Source organism: Methylobacterium sp. R2-1 (genome assembly GCF_014191355.1).
In the GTDB taxonomy this organism is placed as follows: Bacteria; Pseudomonadota; Alphaproteobacteria; order Rhizobiales; family Beijerinckiaceae; genus Methylobacterium.
The window spans coordinates 1-8785 of record NZ_JACHWM010000035.1; the positions used below are offsets into that span (position 1 = coordinate 1).

The 8785-nt window shown below is 63.2% G+C and carries 9 protein-coding genes; 4 read left to right on the forward strand and 5 right to left on the reverse strand.

What is annotated here, in order from left to right; translation table 11 throughout:
* Positions 1–488, reverse strand: a 488-nt coding sequence (locus FHU13_RS27030; protein WP_183438913.1) for a hypothetical protein, incomplete at its 3' end; no start/stop codon positions are given.
* A 182-nt stretch (positions 489–670) separates the two neighbouring features.
* Here FHU13_RS27030 and FHU13_RS27035 point away from each other — a divergent pair.
* A complete protein-coding gene (locus FHU13_RS27035; RefSeq protein WP_183438914.1) occupies positions 671–1174 on the forward strand; it encodes a hypothetical protein in 504 nt (167 codons plus the stop codon).
* A 19-nt stretch (positions 1175–1193) separates the two neighbouring features.
* A complete protein-coding gene (locus FHU13_RS27040) occupies positions 1194–1643 on the forward strand; it encodes a DUF421 domain-containing protein (protein ID WP_183438915.1) in 450 nt (149 codons plus the stop codon).
* 27 nt (positions 1644–1670) lie between these two features.
* Here FHU13_RS27040 and FHU13_RS27045 read toward each other — a convergent pair whose 3' ends face one another.
* On the reverse strand, positions 1671–2009 hold the full coding sequence (locus FHU13_RS27045) for an HNH endonuclease signature motif containing protein (RefSeq protein ID WP_183438916.1): 339 nt from the start codon (positions 2007–2009) through the stop codon (positions 1671–1673).
* A gap of 253 nt (positions 2010–2262) precedes the next feature.
* Here FHU13_RS27045 and FHU13_RS28695 point away from each other — a divergent pair, with 253 nt between their 5' ends.
* Positions 2263–2529, forward strand: coding sequence for a GCG_CRPN prefix-to-repeats domain-containing protein (locus FHU13_RS28695; protein ID WP_246714918.1), 267 nt, complete (start codon positions 2263–2265; stop codon positions 2527–2529).
* A 982-nt stretch (positions 2530–3511) separates the two neighbouring features.
* Here the strand turns inward: FHU13_RS28695 and FHU13_RS27050 are convergent.
* The 3 genes from FHU13_RS27050 to nhaA form a co-directional block, all read right to left on the reverse strand.
* Positions 3512–4282: a potassium channel family protein gene (locus FHU13_RS27050; RefSeq protein ID WP_183438917.1), complete on the reverse strand. Its 771-nt coding sequence runs from the start codon at positions 4280–4282 to the stop codon at positions 3512–3514.
* Between the two features lie 28 nt (positions 4283–4310).
* Positions 4311–4487, reverse strand: coding sequence for a hypothetical protein (locus FHU13_RS27055; protein WP_183438918.1), 177 nt, complete (start codon positions 4485–4487; stop codon positions 4311–4313).
* A gap of 75 nt (positions 4488–4562) precedes the next feature.
* The gene (gene nhaA / locus FHU13_RS27060; protein ID WP_183438919.1) at positions 4563–5753 is read right to left on the reverse strand and encodes a Na+/H+ antiporter NhaA; all 1191 of its coding nucleotides are present in this window, start codon (positions 5751–5753) and stop codon (positions 4563–4565) included.
* Between the two features lie 872 nt (positions 5754–6625).
* Here nhaA and FHU13_RS27065 point away from each other — a divergent pair.
* Complete coding sequence (locus FHU13_RS27065) at positions 6626–8308, forward strand: methyl-accepting chemotaxis protein (protein WP_183438920.1); 1683 nt, start codon at positions 6626–6628, stop codon at positions 8306–8308.
* Positions 8309–8785: the final 477 nt, after the last annotated feature.

The following is an 8785-nucleotide window of genomic DNA, read 5'->3' on the forward strand; positions in this document are numbered from 1 at the left end:
GCCTCCGCCAGGGTCTTGGTCGCCAGCGCGAGGTTCTTCAGCACCATGGCTCGATCGCTGAGGCTCAGCGCCTTCTGCAGGCTGGCGCGCTGCTTGGCGTTGTCCTTGCCCACCAGCGCCTCATCGATCAGCGCCTCAAGCTCACCTCGGCGGCCGGTCATGGTCTCCAGTTCATCGACCATGCGCAGCGCTACGCGGCGCGCCCGCTCGACGATGTCGGGCGTCTGTGCCGGCTCGTCAGGCGCCATCTCACGCAGGCGCTCGACAATCGGGGCCACGAGGGCGTCCAGGGGCTGCGGAGCCTGCGGAGGAGCCGCGGAGCTTTCCTGCCCCGGCCGCAGCCAGCCGCCGGCCTTTGCACGCAGCCTGATCGCCTTCTCGTCGCAGTTGTACCAGCGGGCCAACTCTCTGACAGGCAATGAGGTCTTCGTGTAGTCGCGCTCGATCGCCGTCCAGTCGATCGGCTTTTTCGTCTTGCCCATCGTCACGTCGTCCGCAGCACTCCGCGGCCCTCGAATTCACCCACTGGGAAAAAATCTGCGAATGGGACCCTGTGCGATGCCGCCCCCCAAACCCGTCAAGTTTCGAGCCCCCCTCCCGTCTGGTGAGGCGGATTGAACTGCGAGATCTCTGAAGGGTTGGCCGGACTGTCTCCATAGTGCCAAGCGCGATGTTCAGCGATCAGAAGGCTACCGCGACGGAAATCGAGCCGAACCGCCGCTTCGAAGCGAAGTGGGGCCGGGCTCAGGCCGTGCTGCAAGGGATTGTCGGCCTCATCGTGCTCGCCGGCCTGCTTGGCATCTTCGGAGATGGATGGCTCTCGACCACCTCGCGCAGCTTCACCTCTGTGCCGCTCAGCGTTACCTATCAGAGGCTTCTGCGAGCAAATGCGCCCAGCGAGATAATCATCCGCGCCAGCGCGCCTCTGCCGGCCGAGACGCTGGAGATCGGCGTCGGCTCTTCGCTGCTTGATGATGCCTCGATTACGACCACCGAACCGGGCGCAAAGGACGTCGCCGCCACCCCAGAGGGCATCACCTACCGGTTCGTTCTCGGACGGGAGAGAACGGGCACCATCAAGCTGCGACTAGCACCACGCCTGCCAGGCCGGACGACGGCCGTTCTCTCGGTGGCCGGCGAAGACCTTTCTCTGCCGCTGTTCATCTATCCCTGAAGGCCCAAGGAGCATCCGCATGGGTATCGTGCTTCGCGCGACGCTGCTGTACCTGGTGGTGCTGCTTCTGCTGCGGATCACCACCATGCGCATCATGCGTTCGGCCACGCCATTGGACATGGCGGTGATCTTTTTCTTCGGCGGCATCGCCGTCCCACCCATCCTAGGCGACGATCGTTCAATTACGGGTGCGTTGCTGGCCGCCGCAACCCTTGCTGGGCTGCACACCACCTTGTCACACGCCAAGCGTCTCTGGCCGACAATCGGCATGGTCACCGAGGGAAACCCGGTCGTGATCTTCTCCAATGGCGAGTGGGACGAGGCGAAGATGCGCAGCAAACGTGTTGATCCCCGTGATGTCATGGCGGAGGTCCGCCAGAAGGGCCTCCTGCATCTGAGCGACGTGCAGTCGGCCATTGTCGAGCACAACGGCGCCATCACCATCGTACCAAAGCAGGAGAGCAGCTGAGCACCCTAACGCGCCGGCCTAGGGCATTTACCGCAGACCGTGCCGGCGCGCCCTCGCGTTCGCGGTCTTCCGGGTGTGGCACGAGCCGCAGCGAAGGCGGATGTTCGTCTCGTCCAGTCCGGCACCGCCGTCCTGAAGCTCCACGATGTGGTCGCAGTAAATGCGGGTGCCGGTCCGACCGCAGTCCTCGCAGCGCTTGCCTCGCTGCTTCGTGACCCCGTCTCGCAGGGCCCGCCACTCGGGTGACTGGTAGAAACCCTGCCGGGGCTCACTGGCCTTCCGGTCCGCCCAGGTGCGGGCCGGAGGCCGGGCGGTGCACATGTCCACGGTGCAAAGGCGCGGGGGGAGGGTAGGGAGGCGGGCCATGTCCTGCAGTTCCTGGTAGACATCGGCCGCGATCCAGTCGCCGGATTTGCAATCCCTGGCGCAAGAAAGAATCGGAGGCCGACAATCCGTATAGGTTTGACGGCCTCAGGGTCCGACGGCCGCTGGAGATGGGGCAGCCTCCACCTCTAGATGAGCCACTGGCAATGCTGGACGAACCGTTCGCGTCGACTTCGCGTTCACGTCACGGCGTCGCTTCCGGCGCCAGTGCCGAACGTCTCAAGGGATGTGAACGATGCGATTGAAAGCTCTGGCGGTTCTTGCTGCCATCGTTGGCGGAACGAGCTTCGTGACTGCAGCAGAGGCTGCGCCTGTCCCGGCGGCACCGGCCGGCGCCTACGATGCCGGCAGCACGACCACCACCGTAGCTATGGGCTGTGGCCGCGGATGGGTCCGGACACCGTACGGGCGTTGCCGCCCAATGTTCGGACCTCGGCGGTTCCTGGGTCCCCGCTGCTTTGTTCGTCGGACGCCCTGGGGACCGCGTCGAGTCTGCCGCTGATGATGAAGTGCCCTGCCTTTCTATAGGCGGGCGCCGAATGAAAAGCCCCGCAGCGGGCCACCCGCTCGGGGCGCATCTTTCCAATCGTGAGAAGCGAGTTCGTAAAATCGACCTCTGCGACACTTCCTCCGGCTTGGCTGACTTCTGACCGCTGTGCCATGCTGGGACATGTCCCGTCCCCGCACCGTAAAATGTGAAGTCAAAATCGATGATGAGTGGCGGACCATGCCTGCTGATGAGGCCCACCGCGCTTACAGGAATCACATCAAGAGATGTCCTGCATGCCGAGGGGCAGTGATTACCCAGGGCACTTACACCTCAGGCGTCAACGTCAGTTTGCAGCATCGTAAAGTTCATGCCGGATGTCCTCTGGTGCCGCGTAAATTCAACGGTACAGTATCCGAGCACCCCGACCCGTTGTCATGATGAGTCTCGCGGTTTCGACGCGCTAGGCGGCTCGATGCATATTCTCAATCGGTAGCCGCACTCCGCAGGTGCTGCTGGGCATCCCCAGCCATCTGACGCCCACCGTACTGCCTTCAGCGCGCCCGATGAACTTGCTGAGCCAACTCGCGAGTATGTGGGAGCAGGCACGCGCTGAGAAGCGACTTGGTTCCGGAAGTAACAAGCGCTGTGCGAAACCGATGTAGAGCATCTGGCGTCTCCGGAAGGTGAGGCAAAGTCGTGCCCTATAAGGGCACGGCTAGGGAGACTAGCCTCCAAAGTGGAGAAGCGGTGCTATCCGTCTCCGTCTCGGCTCACGTCAATCCTGCTGCCAGGAGAGCAAGCGGAAACAAGCTGATTTTATAGCATCACACCAAACCCTGCAACGTGTATTCGTGAAATCTGCTCAGGCGGACGCTCGACATAGCGCCTGTGATTGGCGGAGGCCCACCGTCTAGTGGCGCTCTGAATGCCTGCTATCGACCCATTGCGGACCATGCGCATCGCAACCTTCCGAGCGTTTGCAACTGGTTGGAGTTCAGTAGTCTCCCTCATCAGGGATGTTCAGCAAGTTGCCGCAGGCCTTGCAGTGAACGGCATCAGGCTCATGGCGCTGCAATCCGCAATCGTCACACGGAAAGCGCACCTTGTAGGGGCGGAACACTACCTGAGCGAGGCGGAAGAAAAGTGTCACGCCGCAGATCATCACGAACACCGAGAGCAGTCGCCCAGTTGGTCCCGGCAGAGTGATGTCGCCGTAGCCCGTCGTCGTCAACGATGTAACCGTGAAGTACAGCGCATCGATTGGGGTGCGGATAGCTGGATTGGTGTTATGCTGCGTCGCGTAGACGATGCCGGTCATCACGAAGACGAACACAACCAAGTTGGTGGCGGCCAGGACCGCGTCCTCGTTGCGTCGGAAAAAGTTGCTATCCTGCCGAAGCCGCTCCAGCAGGTGGTAGGTGCGCAGCAGGCGCAGTGTCCGCAGGATGCGCAGGAAGCCAACACCTTCAACGACCAATGGAGCGAGGAACGAGGCGATTGCGATCACGTCGGTCCAGGTGCTCAGGTGCAGGAACTCACGCGCGTGCGCGCGGCTGATGCTGAGCCGTGCAACGAAATCGAGGAGCACACACGCGCCCAGCACCACATCGCAGGCGATGATCCAGGGCATCAGCGGCAGGAACGAGGTGACGATGACGAAGGCGATCGTCGCCACGTCGAACACGAGCAGGGCGTAGCGGAAGCGGTGCGCCCGGCTGGTGTCGCCCTCGTACAGGTCGTGCAGCGTCGCAGTCAGAGTCGTCATGGGGGCGCCGGACTGGATGTGGCGGAACCTACGAATTCCGCGCCGGAAGGTACCCAGCCACGAAGCCCTCGGCATCGCCATTCAGCCAGGACAGCAGCAGCAGGGTGATCGCCGCGAGCAGGAGCACGCCCGAGATTGCCAAAACCAGTTCCGACACGCGGGTTTCCATGGCGCCCGGACGGCGCTTGGGGAACGGACGACGCATGGTGATCTCCACCCTGTTTCCAGAGACATCAACGAGCGGGATTGCCTCCGCCCCCCCGCGCTGTGGCACCGGTTCTCAGTGGTGGTTGGGGTGCTGCTGCGGCGCGAACCGGAGCACGAGTGCGCCGGCGGCCATGCAGACGAGCGAGCCGACCAGCACCCCGATTTTGGTTTCGGCTTCCAGCTCAGGTCGCTGCGCGAAGGCCAGCAGTCCGATGAACAGGCTCATCGTGAAGCCAACCCCACACAGCAGGGCGACGCCGTAGACCTGCATCCAGCCCGCCCCTGCGGGGCGTTGTGCCCAGCCAAACCGGACGGCGGCGAGCACGAAACCGAACACGCCAAGCTGTTTGCCGAGGAACAGGCCCAGTGCCACGCCCAGCGTTACTGGGTCGAGCAGCAGGTGCGGGCTGAACCCCGCCAGGGAAACGCCCGCATTGGCAAAACCGAAGATCGGCAGGATGAGGAACGCCGACCAGGGATGTAAGGCATGTTCGAGGATGTGCAGCGGTGAGGTGGGATCGTCGGGTTTGCCGACGCTCAGCCGGAGCGGGATCGTTAGAGCCAGCAGGACGCCCGCGATGGTCGCATGGACGCCGGACATGAGCACGAACCCCCACAGCACCAGGCCGAGGGCGAGATACGGCCATAGGCGGCTGACCCCGGCCTTGTTCAGCCCGTACAGCACCGCCAGGGTCACGGCCGCACCACCGAGCATCGGCAGCGACAGGCCGGCGGTGTAGAACAGGGCGATGATGAGCACCGCGCCGAGGTCGTCAATGATTGCGAGCGCCGTCAGGAACACCTTGAGCGAGACGGGCACGCGCGAGCCAAGCAACGCCAGCACGCCCAGCGCAAAGGCGATGTCGGTTGCGGCCGGGATGGCCCAGCCTCGCAGCGTCTCGGGCGAGTGCCAATTGACAGCAGCGTAGACCAGCGCCGGGAGAAGCATGCCGCCAAGCGCGGCAAAGCCCGGCAGCACACGGTCGGGCCAGGTCCGCAGCCGTCCGTCCAGCAACTCGCGCTTGATCTCCAGCCCGACGAGCAGGAAGAACACGACCATCAGGCCGTCGTTGATCCAGTGCAGCACCGACAGCGGACCGAGATAGCTCTTGAGCGCACCGAAGTAAGGGTCGGCCAGTGGCGAGTTGGCGACGATCAGGGCCAGCGCGGCACTGGCCATAAGAACTAGGCCGCCACCGGCTCCGCTTGTGAGCAGGACGCGCAATGACGACAAAGGGCGACGAGAGGGTGACAGCACAGGCACAAGTTTCCTGCCGCTGGCGGCCCGACCAACGCAGAAACCTGCCGGTCCAACCTTCAGACCGCGCACCCAAGCCGGGCTATTGCATCGATCGCTGCATCTCGCAACCCAGGTCCACGACTATACGGTCAGAGGTCCGAAAACGACCGTGGCCGTGTGAAAAAGCCAATCGCGTGGATCACCGTAGAAAGCTCATCTTCTGCTCTGACGAGATCAGTCCGGGCAGCGCCGCGGTTTGGCCTGCGAAGCGGTTTCGATGCGCCCATCGTAGAAGGATGTCCTACGCTGGCGTGACTGGCCCGCGTTTTCACACAGCCTGCCCCCTTTACGGACATCGGCCCACCCATCGAGCGAACGAGTCCCTACATCGGCGATTGGTGGCGGACGGGAGAAACTCGACTTGGCGGGCCAGCGAATCTCCGCGTTCGTTCCCGTGGCCGGCATCCATCCGGCGAAGGCGGACTCCATTCCTGCCGACATCGCGGCGAAATAGGAACCTGAATCCCTCGCACGCCTCAGCTAGACAATCGCCTTCTGGACATCACGTTCCGAGTCAATTTGGACATTTCAGTAGGAAGAAGCCTTTTGATCCAAGCCGGACTGAGCATGAGTATGCGCTATCTTAATCCATCAGAAGCAGCTGGAAGATCCCATTTCAAAATGCTTCGTAAAAAAACAAGCTGTGACCGGTGATATGTTTCTCGGTGGTTTCAACCCACTAAGGGCTGCGTTTCATAATATGGAACGGGGCGCATTGATGTTTGAGATTTATCGCCTTCTTCAACAAGACATTAATCAATTTCCGTACACCCTGAACGCGATTTTATCGTTCGCCGTGGGGCGAACGGGTCGCCACGTTTAGGACCTTCCCTGCCATGCAAGCCATGTCGATTCGCGCCAAACTGATTGGTGCCTTCCTCGTGCTTACGCTGTTCACTGTCGGACTGGGCGTGCTGGGCATCTCCAGCCTCAGCAAAGTCCAGGGTCTACTGATCGACGTTCAGACGAATTGGCTACCCAGCGTGCGTGGGGCCGCAAGCATGGACATCGGAGCAGGCCGTCAGACGACCAGCCTCATGCGCAACCTCCTGACGGCTAAGGAGCCGATGTTCACTGAGGTTGAGAAAGATCTTGCGGAGCGCAATAAGAAGATGGATGAGTTGATTGCAGCTTATGCTTCGCTCATCAGCTCAGACCGCGAGCGTGCTCTCTACGAAGAGTTCAGGAAGGATTGGCAGGCCTTCATAGCCGCGACGCAGCCAATCCTTGAACTGTCCCGGAAGAACGAGAAGGCAAAGGCTCTGGAGCTGTATGAAACCCAAGCGCTGGGGCCCCGCCGGAAGGCCTCCGCTTCGCTGGTGAAGCTGGTCGACCTCAACGATGCTGGCGCCGCCAACGCACAGAAGCAGGCCGAAATCATCTACGCAGAAAGCAAGCTCATCGCTTCGGCTGCGGCCCTCTCTGCTGTTCTCCTTTCGGTGTTGATTGGGGCTTTGATCATCCGCAGCATCTCGCGCGGGATCACGTCGGTCATCGTGCCGATGCAGGCCTTGGCCGCCGGCGACCTCTCGGTGAATGTTCCGCACCGGGGCGCCAAGACCGAGATCGGCAAGATCGCGGACGCGGTTCAAGTGTTCAAGGACGCTCTGATCCGGATGAAGGCGCTGGAGGAAGAGACGGCGCTCGCCCGTGCCTCGGCTGAGGAGCAACGCAAGGCCGGCATGCATCAGATGGCGGATAGCTTCGAGCAGGCGGTGGGCGGCATCATCGGCCTGGTTTCCTCCTCGTCAACCGAGCTGCAGGCCACAGCGCAGACCCTGACGGCGACGGCCACACAGACCGCCAGCCAGTCCACCACCGTAGCGGCCGCTGCGGAGGAGGCTGCCTCGAACGTCAGCACCGTGGCAGCCGCCGCCGAGCAACTCGGCTCATCCGTGCAGGAGATCGGCCGACAGGTAAACGGCTCGGCTCAACTCGCCCAGGCTGCCGTCAGCGAGGCCGCCCAGACTGCCGGTCTCGTGCAGGATCTGAGCGGTGCGGTGGCCAAGATCGACGATGTGGTCACGATGATCTCGACCATTGCCGGCCAAACCAACCTCTTGGCTCTCAACGCCACGATCGAGGCGGCACGAGCAGGAGAAGCCGGCCGCGGCTTCGCGGTGGTCGCGGCGGAGGTCAAGGAACTCGCCAACCAGACCGCGAGGGCGACCGAGGAGATCTCCAGCCAGATTACCCGGATCCAGGGCTCGACGGGGCAGGCCGTATCGGCCATCGGCTCGATCACGGCGCGCATCCAGGAGATCAGTGGCGTGGCCACCGCCATCGCCGCGGCGGTCGAGGAGCAAGGCGCGGCCACGCAGGAGATCGTGCGCAACGTGGCTCAGGCTGCGATGGGCACGGGCGAGGTGACGAACAACATCGCGGGTGTGGCCGGTGCGGCTGAGGAGACGGGAGCGGCGGCCTCTCAGGTTCTCGGCGCGGCCTCCGAACTGTCGCGTCAGTCCGAGCACCTCTCGGCCGAGGTCTCCCGCTTCCTCGCGACCGTCCGAGCGGCCTGAGATGGCGACGGCCGAGATCCGGTTGCTGGCGGGCGGCCTGGATCTGACCGAAGCACAGCCCGGCTAGCGCAGGCACTCGGCCGGGCCGTCCAGGACGGGCAGGATCTCGGCGCGCGCGGGCACCACATCCGCGCTCGGCCTGCCACTGGAGTCACTACACCAAGAGCTGCGCCAAGCTGCGGAGATCATAGTAATGCATCCCCTGAGCAGACGGCGCCGCATATGCCTTCGCTGAGCGCCAAGCCGAACCGCCTTGCCCAGGGAGTCGAACGCCTCGCCGCGCTCGCGCACGCCTATCAATTTCGAGAGACCTGACGCCATGGGCCGCCCACTCAGTCCTCGCATCGGCGAACAAGCACTCTCCAAAAATGCCGACGCAGTTGCCCAGACCGGCATGTTGAACAGGCGAGCAGCCGCGAGCGCCGTCTCGATGCCTTCCGCGATCCCTAGCCTCTCCGACGGGGGAACAGGCGGATC